Source organism: Rhodococcus sp. EPR-134 (genome assembly GCF_001647205.1).
GTDB classification, from domain to species: Bacteria; Actinomycetota; Actinomycetes; order Mycobacteriales; family Mycobacteriaceae; genus Rhodococcus_F; species Rhodococcus_F qingshengii.
Window position 1 is genome coordinate 12178 of the sequence record NZ_LVCT01000399.1, and the last position, 15649, is coordinate 27826.

Annotated in this window: 14 protein-coding genes; 8 read left to right on the forward strand and 6 right to left on the reverse strand. The window is 63.9% G+C overall.

Annotation, left to right across the window (positions count from 1 at the left end; genetic code table 11):
• Positions 1–2 precede the first annotated feature (2 nt).
• The 3 genes from A2J01_RS18310 to A2J01_RS18320 form a co-directional block, all read right to left on the reverse strand.
• A complete protein-coding gene (locus tag A2J01_RS18310; RefSeq protein ID WP_064113269.1) occupies positions 3–1580 on the reverse strand; it encodes an alpha-(1->6)-mannopyranosyltransferase A in 1578 nt (525 codons plus the stop codon).
• Between the two features lie 98 nt (positions 1581–1678).
• Complete coding sequence (gene crtI / locus A2J01_RS18315; protein WP_003941668.1) at positions 1679–3271, reverse strand: phytoene desaturase family protein; 1593 nt, start codon at positions 3269–3271, stop codon at positions 1679–1681.
• A 2-nt stretch (positions 3272–3273) separates the two neighbouring features.
• The gene (locus tag A2J01_RS18320) at positions 3274–4413 is read right to left on the reverse strand and encodes a polyprenyl synthetase family protein (RefSeq protein WP_003941696.1); all 1140 of its coding nucleotides are present in this window, start codon (positions 4411–4413) and stop codon (positions 3274–3276) included.
• Between the two features lie 170 nt (positions 4414–4583).
• Between A2J01_RS18320 and A2J01_RS18325 the strand changes: the two genes are divergently transcribed.
• Positions 4584–5573, forward strand: coding sequence for a methylenetetrahydrofolate reductase (locus A2J01_RS18325; protein WP_064113270.1), 990 nt, complete (start codon positions 4584–4586; stop codon positions 5571–5573).
• 48 nt (positions 5574–5621) lie between these two features.
• On the opposite strand, the gene A2J01_RS18330 is transcribed toward A2J01_RS18325, so the two are convergent.
• The 3 genes from A2J01_RS18330 to A2J01_RS18340 all read right to left on the reverse strand — a co-directional run bounded on the left by A2J01_RS18330 (position 5622) and on the right by A2J01_RS18340 (position 8687).
• A complete protein-coding gene (locus tag A2J01_RS18330) occupies positions 5622–6416 on the reverse strand; it encodes an LppM family (lipo)protein (RefSeq protein WP_063892119.1) in 795 nt (264 codons plus the stop codon).
• A 70-nt stretch (positions 6417–6486) separates the two neighbouring features.
• Positions 6487–8085, reverse strand: a complete 1599-nt coding sequence (locus tag A2J01_RS18335; RefSeq protein WP_064113271.1) for a phytoene desaturase family protein — start codon at positions 8083–8085, stop codon at positions 6487–6489.
• Positions 8082–8687: a GNAT family N-acetyltransferase gene (locus tag A2J01_RS18340; RefSeq protein ID WP_003941672.1), complete on the reverse strand. Its 606-nt coding sequence runs from the start codon at positions 8685–8687 to the stop codon at positions 8082–8084. The genes A2J01_RS18335 and A2J01_RS18340 overlap by 4 nt, the downstream gene beginning before the upstream one ends.
• 147 nt (positions 8688–8834) lie before the next feature.
• Here A2J01_RS18340 and A2J01_RS18345 point away from each other — a divergent pair, with 147 nt between their 5' ends.
• From A2J01_RS18345 to A2J01_RS18380, 7 genes are all read left to right on the forward strand, one after another.
• Positions 8835–9383 (forward strand): SAV_6107 family HEPN domain-containing protein, encoded by a 549-nt coding sequence (locus A2J01_RS18345; RefSeq protein ID WP_231915823.1) that lies wholly within the window; start codon positions 8835–8837, stop codon positions 9381–9383.
• A gap of 240 nt (positions 9384–9623) precedes the next feature.
• Positions 9624–10070 carry a DUF3040 domain-containing protein gene (locus A2J01_RS18350; RefSeq protein WP_003941660.1) on the forward strand — a complete coding sequence of 149 codons (447 nt, stop codon included), beginning with the start codon at positions 9624–9626 and terminating at the stop codon, positions 10068–10070.
• Positions 10071–10664: 594 nt separating this feature from the next.
• Positions 10665–11096: a division/cell wall cluster transcriptional repressor MraZ gene (mraZ, locus tag A2J01_RS18360; protein ID WP_003941779.1), complete on the forward strand. Its 432-nt coding sequence runs from the start codon at positions 10665–10667 to the stop codon at positions 11094–11096.
• Between the two features lie 190 nt (positions 11097–11286).
• On the forward strand, positions 11287–12300 hold the full coding sequence (gene rsmH, locus A2J01_RS18365; RefSeq protein ID WP_007730079.1) for a 16S rRNA (cytosine(1402)-N(4))-methyltransferase RsmH: 1014 nt from the start codon (positions 11287–11289) through the stop codon (positions 12298–12300).
• Complete coding sequence (locus tag A2J01_RS18370; RefSeq protein ID WP_003941715.1) at positions 12297–12941, forward strand: hypothetical protein; 645 nt, start codon at positions 12297–12299, stop codon at positions 12939–12941. Before rsmH ends, A2J01_RS18370 begins: the two co-directional genes overlap by 4 nt.
• Positions 12938–14812: a peptidoglycan D,D-transpeptidase FtsI family protein gene (locus A2J01_RS18375; RefSeq protein WP_003941764.1), complete on the forward strand. Its 1875-nt coding sequence runs from the start codon at positions 12938–12940 to the stop codon at positions 14810–14812. The genes A2J01_RS18370 and A2J01_RS18375 overlap by 4 nt, the downstream gene beginning before the upstream one ends.
• 183 nt (positions 14813–14995) lie before the next feature.
• On the forward strand, positions 14996–15649 hold a 654-nt coding region (locus A2J01_RS18380), incomplete at its 3' end, for a Mur ligase family protein (protein ID WP_231915824.1).

Consider the following 15649-nt stretch of genomic DNA (forward strand, 5'->3'; position numbering starts at 1 on the left):
GATCACGCAGATCCTGACGTCGAGGGCGCCGAGACGGCTGACGTCATTTCGATCGGTTTCTCGTGTTTGCGTCCACGAAGTCGCAGTGGGTCTTCCGTCTGCAAGGACATCGCCGCGATCACGGCAGCGACGATGGCCAGAGCCACGTGCGGGAAGGTGTACAGGCCGATCGATCCGTCCGGCTGGAACACCAGCATCAGCCAGGTGGACAGCCCGGTCAGTACGGCGAGAGTCGTCGGCGACATTGCGAAACCGGCCGCTACTGCCAGCGGCCAGGAGTAGTACCAGGGGAGTGCTGCGGGGGACAGAACGACGATGGCGACCATCACGATCACGATGCCCATGACGGCGTCGCGTTCGGTCTTGCGGTAGCGCCACCACACGACGGCGATGATCGCGATCAACACAACCGCCGAGATGGTCCGGGAGACTTCGAGGATGTCGTTGAAATGGTCGCCGGCGAACCAGGAGGTTGCCATGGTTCCGATGTGCGCCACGATCGTGGGCAGCGAGAGCCAGTTGATGATCTTTGCCGAACCGGAGAGTGCCGTCGTCCAGCCGAGGCCGACTCCGGCGATCAGTGAGGTGGATCCGAGTACCGCCACGAACACCGCGAAACCTGCGCCGGCTGTCTTGACGAACGATCGGATCGGTGACGCCGGTTCTCGCCCGGCCGCTGCGGCGTCCTCCCGCTCGTGGATCATCCAGATCCAGACTATGAAGGGAAGTGCGACGCCTGCGGTTGCCTTGATCGCGACGGCGAGCGCGATCAGCCCGATCCCGAAGAGGTGCTTGCGTTCGAGAGCGAGCGCAATGCCTGCGGCCATGAGGCCGACCATGAGCATCTCGTTGTGAACGCCGCCGATCAGGTGGATCAGGACGAGGGGATTGAGTACTGCGAGCCACAGGGCGATCGAGGTGTTTCCGCCGAGCTTCGTCGCGAGATGGGGAACGGCCCACATCATCAGGGCGAGTCCGGGCAGCATCGTGATCCGCAACAGCATCGTGCCGGCGATGACGTTCTCGCCGGTCAGCCGAACGATGGCGTCGGCAAGGAGAAGGTGAACCGGACCGTACGGGGTAGTTGTCGTCGTCCACACGTTGGAGACGTTGTCGAGCAGGATTCCCGGATTGACGACGGGGCCGACTGCATACGGGTCGAAGCCGTTGCGCAACAACGCGCCTTGCGCCAGGTAGGAGTAGGCGTCACGGCTGAACATGGGCACCGCGAACAGCAGCGGAAACGTCCAGACCGGGACGACGTAGCGCAGGCCGCGCAACGAGACGTCACCGCGCAGAGTCGAGCGGCCCAGTCGAACCCAGGCGGCGATCATGCACAGGACACCGATCCAGACGATGGCCGCCGACAGAATCGATCCGTGGCCGAAACGGAGCCAGGACAGATGCATCGACTCGAGCAGCGGATCTTGGCGCCGGACGCTACCGGCACCGAATCCGCCGAAAGTGATCATGACTGCGCCGAAGAAACCGAGCAGTGCACTGTGACCTTCGGGAGTCCGAAGGAAATTGGCGGCCCTTAGGTGCCACGGTCTTTCAGTGGCTGCGGCAGAGGACGTCATCGGTGCAGGTTCCTCCCCCGAGGAGATCGGTGTCGATCGGCGCGTGCAGCGCCCGAGTCGGTGAATCGTGGATGAATGGTCGGTTACGAGGGGCCAGTTTAGTTGCTCGCACGAGTGCCCACCGCGCTGGCTCGCTCGCGTGTACCGGTAATACGTTCGGCGGCGAGCCGTCCGGACAGCAGAACGGTCGGTACTCCCACCCCCGGAACGGTTCCCGATCCGGCGAGAACGACGTTGTCGAAGCCGCGGGCGAGGTTCTTGCGTCGGAACGGCCCCGTCTGGGTGAAGGTGTGTGCCGCTGCGAACGGGCTACCCGCGGCCATGCCCTTCTCGAGCCAGGTCTGCGGGGTGTCGACGTGATCGATCTCGAACCCTTCGACCAGTCCCGTGTAGCCACGTTCTTGCAGCGTGAGGATGATTTCGCGCACGTAGGGCGGGCCGAGAGTCGACCAGTCGAGACTTGCACTGTCCAGATTCGGACACGGCGCGAGGACTGACAGCGGTTCACGGATTCGGCCGTCTCGCGAGAAGGCCAGGCTCGGATCGGTCTGTGCCGGTCGGGTGACGAGCAGTGACGGATCACTCATCAGTCGCCCGCGGCCGCGGCGTGCCGTGATCTCGGCGAAGGTACGCTTCCACGCCTCGCCGAAGTCGATCATGTGGTGTCGCTGCGCGGGCCATTCGTCGGCGACCGCGGAGGAAACAGTGCCGTGAATCACGACAGCGGACGGCGATGTACGCACCGGGCGCGGACGCAATCGCGTATGCGGGCGCAACAGCGAGTCCGTGACGGCCATGTCGGGAGTGAGGACGGCGGCGTCACAGTCGAAGCGCTCGCCGTCGCGTGTGTGAACGGTGTGCACGCGCCGATCGCTCACCTCGAGGCGTTCGACAGTGCGGCCGAGATGCAGAATTCCGCCGGCCTCGGTGAAGGCGTCGGCCATCGACTCGGCGATCGTGCGCATCCCGCCCTCGGGGAAGTAGACGCCGAGTGAGGTGTCCATGTGAGCGATCGCCCCGTACACCGCGAGGGCCCGAGACGGAGCAACGCCCGCATACAGCGCTTGGAAGGTGAAGATCCGCCGGAGGCGAGGGTCGCGGATCTTGCGATCCACCTGCCCGCCCAGTTTCCCGAATCCTCCCAGTGCGACGAGCCGGCTCAGATCTTTGACTGCGTCACGCGAATTGACCAGTCCGAGGGGAGAATCGAAGTCGGCGTCCATGAAGCGGTCGAATTCCGCGTCGAAGATCCGGTTCAGCCATTGCCGCAACGCACGGTATCGCTGCGCTTCTTCCGGCCCGCAGACACGGGAGACTTCGGCAGCCATGTCTTCTGGGTCGGCGTGGACATCGAGAGCGGTGCCGTCTGCGAATCGCGCGTGGTACGTCGGATCGAGCTTGTGCACAACGAATTTGGGGTTTGTCGAGGCTGGGTCGGCGCCGACGGCCGCAAGGGCGTCTTCGACGAGTTCGGGCATCGTGAGCACCGTTGCGCCGTTGTCGATGCTGTAGTCATTGCCCTGGTAGACACCGACTCGCCCACCGACCGAGCTGTTGCTCTCGAGAATCGTAACGTCGCGGCCGGCGCCACGCAGATACAACCCCGCAGACAGTCCGGCAAGTCCCGCGCCGACGATCACGACTCGATCGGTCGGCGAGCTGACGGTTCGAGTGCGGTGCACGTGTGCCACGGTCAGTAGCTTCGCTTCGTGGCCGCGATCGCCATGTCGGTCAGGCGAGCCTTGGACTCTGCCGTTGCCGTGCTCGAGTCGAGGGCGTTCGCAGCTGCCTCGACGAGGGTGTCGATCTGCGTTTCGACGTCGGTGACGGCGCCCAGATCGGTGATCACCTGGCGCAGAGTGTCGACCTCGGTGTCGGTCAGCTGCGTGCCGATTCCGTTGCGGAGCAGTTCTGCTGCCGCCGGATCTGCGGCGTCGGCGCGGGCAAGCGCCATCGCGAACAGGACAGTTCGCTTACCGGCGATGAGATCGTCGCCCGACGGTTTGCCCGTGACGGACGGATCTCCGAAGACACCGAGCAGGTCGTCGCGAAGTTGGAAGGCGATACCGATGTCCGTGCCGAAGGTCCGGTAGGCATCGACCAACTCGGCGTCCGCACCGAACAGCGCGGCGCCGAGGTGCAGTGGGCGTTCGATCGTGTACGCGGCGGTCTTGTAGCGGTTGACCCGCATGGCTGCCTCGACGGTCTCGTCGCCTCGGGCTTCGTTGCTGATGTCGAGGAATTGGCCACCGAGCACCTCGGTGCGCATTGCCGACCAGACCGGGCTGACACGTGCGGCCGCCTCGGGGCTGATCCCGGATTCTCGGATCATGTCGTCCGCCCAGGCCAAGGCCAGGTCGCCGAGAAGAATGGCGACGGCCTCGCCGAAGTGCGCGGAATCGCCGCTCCACTCCTCGTCTCGGTGCTGGTTCTCGAATTCGACGTGAACGGTCGGGAAGCCGCGCCTGGTCGTGGATGCGTCGATGATGTCGTCGTGGACGAGCGCGCAGGCCTGCACCAGTTCGAGGGCGGCGCACGCACGAATCACCGCGTCTGCGTTCTTACCGTTCGGGTCGCCTCCGGCGCCGAGCCATCCCGTCCAGGCGAACGACGGTCGGACGCGCTTTCCTCCGCGCAGGACGAAGGCCTCGAGGGTGCTGACGGCCTCCTCGTATCCACCGCCGATGTTCGAGACGAGTTCGCGGCGTGAATCGAAGAAGTCGCGGAGCGCTGCTTCGAACAGACCCGGCAGTTCGAGTGAGGTCGGATGCGGTGCGGTGTTGGTCGAACTCTGTCCAACGCGCGCGGTTCCTGCGGACAGGGTGGCCTCCAAGATCGGTATGTTCTCGCGCCGGAGGGTTACACGGAAGCGAGCTTGGAGCCCAGCTTAGTGGGGGTTGGAATCAACGGCGGGTCGGGCCGTGAACTGCGCGATCCTGACATTCGGGATACGCAGTACTGGGCGATGAGCTTGTTTGCAGCTGGAAAATATATGCTTGACCGGTGACATTCGATCCAGTCAGGGGCCGCTCCAGCGAGGGATGGGCCACCCGAACACCGTCGATCGTCGATCGGATCGCTTCCTCGACAGGTAGCCGTATTCCGTTCTCGGTCGAGTTTTCGCCGCCGCGTGACGCGGACGCCGAAGCGCGCCTGTGGCGTGCGGTGCGTACCTTCGAGCGGCTCGGACCGGCATTCGTCTCGATGACCTACGGCGCAGGTGGCTCGACGCGCGATCGTACGGTGCGTGTCACCGGCGAACTTGCCGAAGAGACGACCCTGCTGCCGGTTGCTCACCTGACTGCTGTCTCACACAGCACCGAAGAGCTTCGCGCCATGGTCGGTGCCTACGCCGATCGTGGGATCAGCAACATCCTCGTATTGCGCGGCGATCCGCCCGGCGATCCGCTCGGCGAATGGAAGAAGCATCCCGAAGGCGTCGAGTACGCCGAGGAACTCGTGCGGATGGTCCGTGACCTGGGCGACTTCCACGTCGGCGTCGCGTCGTTCCCCGAGGGGCACTACCGCGCTCCGGACTTGGCATACGACACGAAGTACCTGGTGTCGAAGTTGCGTGCCGGCGCCGAGTACTCGATCACGCAGATGTTCTTCGACGTGGAGGACTACCTGCGTCTTCGTGACCGGGTGAGTGCGTACGACGCAGAACAGGGCGCCAAGCCGATCATCCCGGAGATCATGCCGGTGACGTCGCTGCGCTCGGTGCGGCGCATGCTCGAGCTCTCGGGCTCGTCGTTGCCCCCCGCTCTCGAGCGTCGATTCGACGCCGCGGCCGGAAGCGGTCCGGACGAGAACCGTGCAGCGGTCCGCGAACTCGGCATCGATCTGGCCGCCGAGATGGGTGAGCGGTTGATCGCCGAAGGCGCTCCGTGCCTGCACTTCATCACTTTGAACTTTGCGCGCGCCACCAGTGAGGTCCTCGAGCGACTCGGTCTCACCCCCGACACCTCTGTCGGGACAGCGCAAGCCGTCTGATCCCGGTTGCCCCGCTCGACACCAATCGAGTGGGGCAATCGCCAGGCGCTACTTCGTGGTGTTTTTCGGATTCCTGTTGTCAGCTTGCTTGCTGGCAGGTGATTTCGTGACAGGCGTCTTCATGACCGGTGCTTTCGCGGCGGGCGCGCGCTTGATCGGTGCTCGATTGCGCGCCATCCAGGCCATCGCACCGACGACAATCGCGACACCGAGCGCCAGCCCGGCCATGATTCCTGCCCACCCGGCGAAGCTTCGGGTGCTTGGGTCCGCGTAGTTGACCTCGGCGCGCATTGTCGACACCTCGCCGGCGGGCAAGGTCCACGACACCCGGGAATCGCCGTCTCGTGTTCCGTTGGTCGTGCCGACCCGTGCCGGGAAGGCGATGCTGACCTGGACGTCGGCGCCCTGAGTTGGAACCGTCTTCAGGTCTGCCTTGCCGTCGAGCGTGACGGTGTCCCCGGATCGCTTGAGGGTGATCTGGAACGACCCGGACCCCTCGGCGTACATGGAGCCCAGTTGGGCGACGTCACCGAAGGACAAGTCGCTGAAGAACGCCTGGCTGCCGACGTACCCGTCCTTCTTGTACTCCTGAACCCGTATCTTGTCCTCCAGCGACGAAGGTGGGGTCAGCTGCGGACCCTTGTCCGCCTCGTTCGCCGGAATAGCGGCAGCTACCACCTGTCCGGTCACACGATCGTTCGCGGACACTCCCATCGACACCTGCACGCGGATGCACCCGGCAAGCAAGGGAACAAGCATGAGGGCGAGCGCGGCAACCGTCAGGAAACGTTTCCGACTGGTCGGCTTGGCGGCGGGATCGGTGGACTGTTGCACAGTGGTCATCGTGCCAGCCGTGGCGTAGCCAGTCATCGAGGCGGGGGCGTGTCGGCGGGTGAAGTTCGGCGGGTGACCTTCACGACCTGCTCGAACGACGCATCCAACGACGAGTCGCGCCCCGGCGGCTGTCCGACAGTGCGATTCGAGCCGCACTGCGACCACTGGCTCCGGACACACCGCCACCGGGATGAGTCGATGCTCCGGTCAGATACAACCCGTCTGCTCCCGGAACGCGATGGCCGGACAGTTCCGGAAGCGGTCGCCACAACATCATCTGATCGAGTGACATCTCGACGTGCATGACATTTCCGCCGATCATCCCCAATTCCGACTCGATGTCCCGGGGGGTCTGAATGAACCGGTCGAGGACGGAATCGGCGAACCCGGGTGCGAAAGCCTCCATCTCGCCGACGATCCGGTCGGCCTCCGCCTCGGCGACCGATGCCCAATCGCGATGTCCGCTGAGGCGATACGGTTGCCACTGCGACCACAGTGTCACCTGATGCCGACCGGCCGGGGCGATCGTGGGATCGATTCCGCTGAAACTCATTCCGAGAACCGCAGGGCGAGGAGGAAGTTCCCCCGCCAGTGCTGCGCCGTGTGCAGTGCGCAAGTGTGCGCGATCGGAGACGAGTAATTGCAATCCCGAGGTACTTTCCCGTGTCGTGGCGTCGCCGCGGTACGACGGAAGCGCGGATGTCGCCAGTCGAAGTACCGCGCCGATGCCGGGGCCGACCCTGATTTTCCGCCGCCAGTGATCGAGCGTGGTTCGGTCGAAGCCCCCTCGGCCCAGGAGGTCGAGCGTGGTCAGGATGTGGCACCCGGCGATTACCTTGCGAGCGTGAACTTCTCGACCGCTCTTGGTTGTGGCGGTCCAGTGACTCGAGTTTCGGCGGATCGACGTCACGCCGTCACCGAGCGCGACCGTGGCGCCGTCGACGGCCATCCGGGAGGCCAACGCAGCACTCAGTGCGCCGCTTCCACCGACTGCTCGCCCTGGCGGCAAGATGTGCATGAGGGCTGCGAAGCCGACCATCGGAGCGGTTCCCGGTTCCGACATCGCAGGCCCGGACTGGGCGCCGAACCACGCAAGCGCTGCTTTGAGTGCCTCACTGTCGAAATACTCGTCGAGCAGTGCGTCGCCAGGCGCGAGGAACTGCCGAGACAGTTCGCTGTTGCCGCGTGCGGTGGCGAGACCTCCGAACGCACCGATCAGGTTCGATCCGGTGGGCGGTGCGGAAAACGCTTTCATGACATGTCGACTGCGCTCCGACCAGACCGCGACGAATCGCCGGTAGGAGTCGGCGTCCTTTGTCCCGCATGCTCGTTCGATGGACCAGCAGGTTGCGTCGAGGTCGCGGTGAAACGCGATGCCCGGCCCGCCGGTGCCCGGGGCGGGCGGCGCGAACGCCCACGGGTCACAGTCGATGTAGCGCAGTCCGTGCGCGCCGAGTCCGAGTTCCTCGATGATGCCGCTGTGTCGGATCATGAGGTGTGCCGACGACCCCCGGTCCACCTTGTATCCGGGAAATCGCTCGACGGTCGAGACGGCGCCGCCGAGAACCGTGTCCTTCTCCAGAACCTCGACCGACCAACCCTCGCGTGCGAGGTAGGCGGCCGATACGAGCGCGTTGTGTCCGGAGCCGACGACGACGGCGTCGAGAAGCGCGCTCACAGCGGCAGTCCACGGCCGAGGACTGCGAACGGCCGGTTGTCGCCAGCAAAACGAAATCTGCGGAGCACGTCACGAAAGCCGAGGCGACGGTACAGCCGCCAGGCTCGGTTGTCCTCGTCGTACACCTCGGGTGTCGACAACAGCACACTACGTTCGGGTCGATCGACGAGGAGGTGACGCAATAGCGATTCGCCCAACCGGTGACCTTGTCCGTTCGGATGCACGTGGAGTTCGGTGAGTTCGAAGTAGTCGCTCAGAATCGCGTCGATCTCGCTCTGGGGACGACCCGAGCGCCGAAGCCCGTGCAGTACCTGTTGATGCCACCACTGGTCCGGGCTCCCGCGATACCCGTAAGCGATCCCCACCAGCGGCAGATTTTCGTGTGACGGTTGCTGAGGAACCGCCAATGCGCCGACGGCCTTCCAGCCAGGCCGGTTCGCGTGCTCCTGCCACATCGGTGCGCGATGGAACTCGGTTCCTCGCGGATAGTCCATCGCGGTGACGTACACGGCCAGTGCCTCGTGGAGTCGACTCGCGAATTCTGCGCGATCGAGGTCGACCGTATGTGGTGTCCAGGCGATCTGCGGGTCGACCGGTCTCACCTCTTCTCTTGACGGCGTGTCGGTGGGTGCAGTTATATTGAATAGGTCGAACAGATGTTCGATGTTGGTGATCCGGAGATGCCCGAAGGGAAGCGGGCATCTCCGGCCCACCTGGTCTTGGATCCTCACGGTGCAGGAGGTGCCCCGATGTCCGAGCGTGTGAAGCCTGAACGTGTGAAGTGCCAACGAACTCTTCCTGCCGAGTTGTCGAGTCCGTCGGATGCCGCAATTTCTCGATTGCCGATGTCGGCGAGGCGGTCCTTCGGCGCGACGGACGCCAGCCACCGCACTGCTCGAGTGGGAAAGTCCGGTGTGGCGTGGGGGCTGCTCCGGAAGGCGGATGCGCTTCTCGAGGAAGCGATTGGGGCGGGCGATCCTGCCGACCGGTTCCGGTGTGCCTACCTGGCGGCCCTACGTGGTGCCGGGGCAGTGTTGGCCGCAGCTCCTGCCGGTGCCGGCTCGAAGCGCAAGCGAAGCGGAAACGCGTGGGTTCTGATGGACGCCGCAGCGCCCGCGTTCGGAGCGTGGTCGAAGTTCTTCGCAGGGTGGTCCTCTACGCGTGCGGCCGTGGAAACCGGCGTGTCGATCGTGATCACGGACTCCGATTCCGACGCATTCTTCGCCGAGGTCGGCCGTTTTCTCACGGCGGTCGAAGATTTCATCGGTCAGGACGCGTCCGAGCATTTGCGAGCGTAGTGAACAACTGGTCCGTGTCGGCAGTTGTTTCCGGGGAATTTCCTGGTCCGCACAGGCAAATGGAGCCGAATCGGGGCCCTTCGGCACGAATACGTACGCTTGTGGCGGAACTCGTACCCGGAGTTGGTGGTCCGAGACCTAAACTGCTCGTATTATGAAAACAGGTAATCGTCCAACTTGATTACCCGCCGCCTCACACCGTGGGGTGGTTGCCAAACTTCCAGTGCCGGGGGAGGTACCGTGCCACTCTCCGAGCACGAGCAGCGCATGCTCGATCAGATCGAGAGCGCTCTCTATGCCGAAGACCCCAAGTTCGCCTCCAATGTGAGGGGCGGCCGTATGCGGGCGCCGTCGAGTAGACGGCGGTTCCAAGCAGCGGCTCTATTCGTGCTGGGTCTGGTCCTGCTGATCGCGGGGGTTGCACTCCCGCTCAAGCCGGGCGGTTTTCCGATCATCAGCCTGTTCGGTTTCTTGTTCATGTTCGGCGCAGGGGTGTTGTTCCTCTGGGGTGGTGGACGTAAGTCTGCGCCGGCCGCCGACTCCGCTTCCGAAGGTGGCAATCATCCCTCCGGTCCGCCGGGTAGGGGTAGTGCCGGCGGATCCGGGCGGGGACGCGGCCGGAAGTCTGGCGGCGGATTCTCGTCGCGGATGGAAGATCGATTCAAACGCAGGTTCGAGCAGGACTAGCTCTCCCGCCCTTCTTCGGGCGTACTTCGAGAGTGATGCAGTTCGGACGTGACGCCCTCTTCAGGGCACGGACGACCACACGTGTGGCGGTCGGCAACCAAGGTTGCCGACCGCCACACGCCGTTGCTGTGGGTGTTGTACGTGTGCGCCGGCAATCCATCGAGTGAATCAGTGACGTGCGAGCGAATCACTCGCCACTCCTGCTGCCTCAGGGCATGCCCGCGGGCTTCCTCCACTTCGCTCCACTCGGCCCTCCACTTTCCTCCACCCTGGTCGAACTGCAACGCACGACCAGACCTCGTCCCGCTCACGTCTATTCGAAAACCGCGCTTGTACTGCGATTTTGTGTGGGGGAGCAACAGATCGTGGCGTAAAGGGTCGATCTGACGGCGGTGTGGGCCGGGACACGGTTACAAATTTCCCCCACGTCTCCCCACCTGCGCTGACCTGCTATTTATCAGCAAATGATGCTGAATAGGGACCATGTGCTCCTTGTTTGTGGGGGAAAGTGGGGTACTGTGGGTTCGGGCGGAGAGCTGAAGCACGATCCGCTCGATAGGGAGGGTTTCAGCGCAAGCTCGCAGGAGGTGTCGAGTGTTCCTCGGTACCTTCACGCCGAAGCTCGACGACAAAGGTCGGCTCACGTTGCCGGCAAAGTTCCGAGACGAACTGGCAGGAGGATTGATGATCACCAAGAGTCAGGATCACAGCCTCGCCATCTACCCCCGGGACGAGTTCGTCAAGCTTGCTCGAAAGGCAGCGGCAGCTCCACGCAATGATCCGGCAGCTCGGGCGTATGTCCGTGCTCTGGCCGCCGGCACAGATGAACAGCACGCCGATGCCCAGGGGCGAATCACCCTCTCGGCTGATCATCGGCGTTACGCAAACCTGTCCAAGGAATGCGTAGTGACCGGCTCCGTCGATTACCTCGAGATCTGGGATCTAGCAGCCTGGGAGAGGTATCTCGGAGACAACGAAGAGGACTATTCGCAGGCAACAGGCGAATCTCTCAGCGAGATCGTCTAGGCGAAGAGCCCCCGGCGAATGCCGCGAGGCCTCTGCCCGGAAAGACCCTGACGCACTTCCCCAGCGCCAGGTTCTCCTTCGGGCAGGGACCTCGAAGCATTCGCCTTCTCGAACAGTCATCGCCTTCTCGGAAAGTCAGCACCTTTTCGAAAAGTCATCGGAAATCATGAAAGTAGGAGCCGGAGCAATCATGGTGGATCACGAGGTGAACGAACCCTCGGATGCCGATGGCTTCGCGCACGTCCCTGTACTTCTGCACCGCGCCGACGATCTTCTCGGCCCTGCCATCACCGCCGTCGGTGACGGTGGAGCGGGCGCATACATGATCGATGCGACGTTGGGGCTCGGTGGCCACTCCGAATTCTTCCTGGGCAAGTACCCGGGCCTTCACCTCATCGGTCTCGATCGCGACACCAACGCACTCCGGATCGCTTCCGAGCGTCTGGCGCCATTCGCGGACCGAACGACGTTCGTGCACACCACGTACGACGGGATCGAGGACGCGCTCGAACAGGCAGGTCTGCCGTCGACGGAGTCGGTTCACGCGATCCTTTTCGATCTGGGTGTGTCGTCGATGCAGTTGGACGAAGCCGACCGAGGTTTTGCGTACTCGATCGACGCTCCTCTCGACATGCGGATGGATCAGACGGTCGGGCTGACCGCGGCAGAGGTCCTGAACACCTACAGTCACGGCGACCTTGCTCGCATTCTGAGCACGTACGGCGAAGAACGGTTCGCGGGAAAGATTGCGTCCGAGATCCTTCGGCAGCGTGAGCGTGAACCCTTCACCACCAGTGCAGCTCTGGTCGAATTGCTGTACCGAACAATCCCGGCAGCCACGCGGCGTACGGGGGGACACCCGGCCAAGCGCACCTTCCAAGCGCTGCGGATCGAAGTCAATGCCGAGTTGGATTCGCTTCGTGCAGCCGTTCCTGCCGGGCTCGACGCACTGGCAGTCGGTGGGCGAGTGGTGTTCATGTCCTACCAGTCGCTCGAGGATCGAGTTGTGAAGGCGGAGTTGGTTCCCCGCTCGAAGTCCACCAGTCCTGAAGGACTACCGGTCGAGTTGCCGGGTATGGGACCGGAGTTCCGCATTCTCACCCGTGGCGCAGAACGTGCGTCAGAGCAGGAAATCGAAGAGAACCCACGATCAGCTCCGGTGCGTTTGCGTGCCGCAGAACGCATTTCCAGGAGGCGGGCATGAGTCGTCAGGGCAAATCCGGTGCAGCGCAACGTGCATACGACAAGCGCACCGCACGGGCGGCAGGCCGGACCGGAACTGTCGCTGCTGCCGGCCCGTCTATCTCTCCTCGGGCGATGCTCAAGGGGAGAGTGCCGTTCGTGGCCTCCGTCATCGGACTTCTGTCCATCGGTCTCGCGGTGACTCTGCTGCTGACCACTCGCGCTGCCGAGGATTCGTACCAACTCAGTGATGCACGTGCATACAACCAGTCTTTGGTCGAGCAGAAAGCAGCGCTCGAACGTGACTTCCAGTCGCGTAACTCGGCTCCGGAGTTGGCAAATCAGGCAAGCGCTCTCGGCATGGTCCCCGCCAAGGACCCTGCACGACTGGTAGTTCATCCGGACGGTTCGGTCGAGGTCGTCGGAACGCCGACTCCCGCGACTGCCGGAGCTATGCCGCCGCTCGATGCGCCCACATCGGTGCCCGCACCGACTGCGACACCCCCGCGCACCACAACGCCGGTTGCTCCCGGAGCCACGCCGAGCGTTCCGAATAACACGCGAAACCTCGCGCAGAGTGAACAATTGGTTCCTGTGATCCCCACGACGACAGCACCCGCCACCACGACGGCGGTGCCTGCTCCGCCTGAGGAACGTCGGTGAGTCAGAACTCCCGTAACAACCCCGGTCGGCGTCCGCGCCGCTCGGCCACCGCCTCATTTCCGTTTCGTCAGCGAGTCGGTCGTATCACCATGTGTGGTGCGCTCGCCGTTGCGGCATTGCAGCTCTTGTGGATTCAGGGAATCGACGCGCCGAGTCTGGCTGCGGAATCTGCCAATCAACGAACCACGACGCAGGTCGATCCGGCTGTACGTGGCTCGATAACCGATCGCAACGGAAACCCCCTCGCCTTCACCATGGAAGCCAAGGCGCTGACTTTCCAGCCGGTGCGGGTACGCAAGGAACTCGAGGAAGCGCGCGCCAAGAGCATCGAGCAGGGCGCCGAGGGTGACAAGCAGGCGCCGGAAGTGAGCGATCGCCTCGCCGAGATCGCCGCCGGAATCCACGCCAAGCTCGGCGATACCGTTCCGGAAAAAGATCTGCTTCAGAAGATGAACAGCAACGAGACTTTCACGTACCTCGCGCGCAGCGTGGATCCGGCGGTTGCTGCCGAGATCTCGGACAAGTTCCGGGAGGTCGGCCTCGAGCGTCAGGACATCCGCGAGTACCCCGGTGGCTCTCTGGCCGCGAATCTCGTCGGCGCGACCGGCTGGGACGGGCACGGTTTGCTCGGTCTCGAAGATTCGATGGACTCCACGCTCGCCGGAACCGATGGATCCGAAACGTACGACCGCGGTTCCGACGGCGCTGTGATCCCCGGCAGCTGGCGTGACAAGCAACCGGCAGTCAACGGTTCGGGTGTCGAGCTGACCATCGATTCGGACCTCCAGTTCTACGTTCAGCAGCAGGTCCAGATCGCCAAGGACAAGTCGGGCGCAAAGAACGCTTCGGTTGTGGTCATGGACTCCAAGACGGGACAGGTGTTGGCCATGTCCAACGACAGCACCTTCAACCCCGCAATCGGCATCGACAAGAACGCGCCGACAGCCGAAATGGGCAATCCGTCGGTCAGTACGCCGTTCGAGCCCGGATCGGTGAACAAGATCGTCACCGCAGCAGCGGCCATCGAGGACGGTAAGACAACTCCGGACGAAGTTCTGCAGGTCCCGGGCAGCATCACGATGTCCGGTGCCACAGTCAAGGACGCGTGGGATCACGGTGTGGCCCCGTACACCTCTACCGGTGTATTCGGAAAGTCCTCGAACGTCGGCACCTTGATGCTCGCTCAGCGAGTGGGCGAGGATCGCTACGCAGACATGCTGAACAGGTTCGGCCTCGGACAACGCACCGACGTCGGACTTCCCGGCGAGAGCGCGGGCAGCGTTCCAAGTCGCGACCAGTGGTCCGGCGGAACCTTCGCGAACCTGCCGATCGGGCAGGGTCTCTCGATGACAACCCTGCAGATGACCGGGATGTACCAGGCCATTGCCAACGACGGCGTGCGAATTCCTCCGCGGATCGTGAAGTCGACTGTCGACTCTTCCGGCACGCGGACCGAGACGCCGCAGCCCGAGGGCGTCGAGGTGGTCAGCGCCCAGACAGCGGCGACTGTTCGGGACATGTTCCGGTCGGTCACTCAGGAAGACACCGGCAACCAACGAGGAACCGGTGTTGCCGCGGGCGTCGAGGGATACCAGGTCAGTGGAAAGACCGGGACCGCGCAGCAGGTGGATCCCGCGTGCAAGTGCTACTCCAACTCCAACTACTGGATCACCTTCGCGGGAATCGCGCCTGCGGACAATCCTCGATTCGTGATCGGAATCATGCTCGACGCACCGGTTCGCGGCGTGGACGGCGGCGGCGGTCAGTCGGCGGCACCGTTGTTCCACAACATCGCGTCGTGGATGCTCCAGCGTGACAGTGTCCCGATGTCGCCGGACCCCGGTCGCAAGTTGGTGTTGCAGGCGGACTGATTGCGGTGTGTCGGTTTCGACACGGTCTTCGGGTGAATCCCGGACACGGTAATCTCAAACGTCGCAGTAACCTCATTCATCGCAGTGCGCCGAACTTTGCTTGCGTTGCGACCGCCATAGACAACGACCGCCATAGACAACGACCGCGATAGAACAACGACAATTGCCAGGAGTCGAGTGACAGTGCCGAATCGTTTGCAATCGTCGAACTCGGACGGCGCTCCCGGGACGCGTCCGACACAACCGGTTGCTACCGCGATCACGGCGCTCTCCGAACTGTCCGGGGCTCGCCTCGAATGGGTGGGGCAACCGGGATCACAGTCCTCGGAGGTCGTCGTCAAGGGCGTCGACCTGCGTGCGCAGGGAATCGTGACCGATGACCTCTTCGCCGCTCTGCCCGGTGCACGGACCCATGGCGCTCAGTTCGCCGTCGACGCTCTGGGGCGTGGTGCGACCGCGATCTTGACCGACGAGGCCGGCCTCGAACTGATCGAGGCCGCGGACAAGGCGCCTGACCGGTCCGTCCCAGTTCTCGTTCATCCGAACCCGCGGGATGTGCTCGGTGAGATCTCCGCGGAAATCTACGGCCGGCCCTCGGAGAAGATGCAGGTCGTCGGCATTACCGGTACATCGGGCAAGACCACGACGTCGTACTTGCTCGAAGCTGCGATTGCCGGAGCCGGCCGCAAGCCCGGCCTGGTCGGGACCATCGAGACTCGAATCGACGGCCGCCGGGTGCCCAGCGCTCTGACCACGCCGGAAGCTCCGCAACTGCATGCTCTGTTCGCCGTGATGGCAGAGCAGGGGATCGATACCGTCGTCATGGAGGTCTCCAGT

Coding starts and splice junctions, on each gene's coding strand:
- A2J01_RS18345 (WP_231915823.1), top strand. CDS start 8,835: ATGTCCGAGCGTGTGAAGCCTGAACGTGTGAAGTGCCAACGAACTCTT.
- A2J01_RS18330 (WP_063892119.1), bottom strand. CDS start 6,416: ATGACCACTGTGCAACAGTCCACCGATCCCGCCGCCAAGCCGACCAGT.
- A2J01_RS18310 (WP_064113269.1), bottom strand. CDS start 1,580: ATGACGTCCTCTGCCGCAGCCACTGAAAGACCGTGGCACCTAAGGGCC.
- rsmH (WP_007730079.1), top strand. CDS start 11,287: ATGGTGGATCACGAGGTGAACGAACCCTCGGATGCCGATGGCTTCGCG.
- A2J01_RS18370 (WP_003941715.1), top strand. CDS start 12,297: ATGAGTCGTCAGGGCAAATCCGGTGCAGCGCAACGTGCATACGACAAG.